The sequence below is a fragment of the Aerococcus sp. L_32 genome, from assembly GCF_050689315.1.
In genome coordinates, this window is record NZ_JBOEQF010000742.1 from 1 (window position 1) to 893 (window position 893).

Sequence of the window (893 nt, forward strand, 5' to 3'; positions counted from 1 at the left end):
GTGATCCAGCTGCAGTAACAGCTGCAATTGAAGAAACAGAAGAATTTGCTGGTGCGACCGGTACATTCTCATTCGATGACCAACATAATCCAATCAAGACAGCTTACATTCTAGAAATGCAAGAAGGTGAAGTTGTAGGTTCTACTACAATCTCTCCAGACGACATCGTGAGTGAATAGAGTAGTCTGACCATTTAATAAAAACAAATTTGGGAAGTTCTAGATGAAATGCAAACTTTGTACACGTTTGTCTTTTTAATACTAGGACTTCCCTTATTTTATGTTGAAAAATGAGGAAATAAAGCGTTAACATCGTCAAAAGTGTTACGGTTTTAAAACAAAATTAGAAAATTATTAAAAAAGATTGCATAAGAATTGGCATATTCTTATAATAAAACCAGTCTTATTCTTATGGTATTTGCGGTAACTAGGTCAACTTCTGCAATGGCAGGGATGACAAAAAATTGAAAATATTAAATGTTACATGAGTAAATACATACTTTATTAATAAAGATGAACAAATATAATGTTGGATTATATTTGCCGTGGGGCAACTCACAAGTATTCAAAAAAGGAAAAGGAAGTGAAATAAATGGAGATGTTTTTGCAACAGCTTGTAAACGGACTCTCTTTGGGTAGTATTTATGCCCTTATGGCTTTAGGTTATACAATGGTATACGGAATTATCGGCTTGATTAACTTCGCGCACGGTGATGTTTATATGGTTGGAGCCTTTTTTGGTTTTTGGTTAATTACGGGGTTAGGGATGAATATTATTCTAGCACTTATATTAACAATGATTTTTACAGCAATTTTAGGGGTAATTATTGAGCGTGTGGCATACAAACCTTTACGTAAATCAACACGTATTGCAGCCTTAATTACGGCAATAGG

At 34.2% G+C, this 893-nt stretch carries 1 protein-coding gene; it reads left to right on the forward strand.

From position 1 onward, the window contains the following. Positions 1-591 precede the first annotated feature (591 nt). Positions 592-893, forward strand: a 302-nt coding sequence (locus tag ACRCJ0_RS16115) for a branched-chain amino acid ABC transporter permease (RefSeq protein ID WP_431391179.1), incomplete at its 3' end; no start/stop codon positions are given.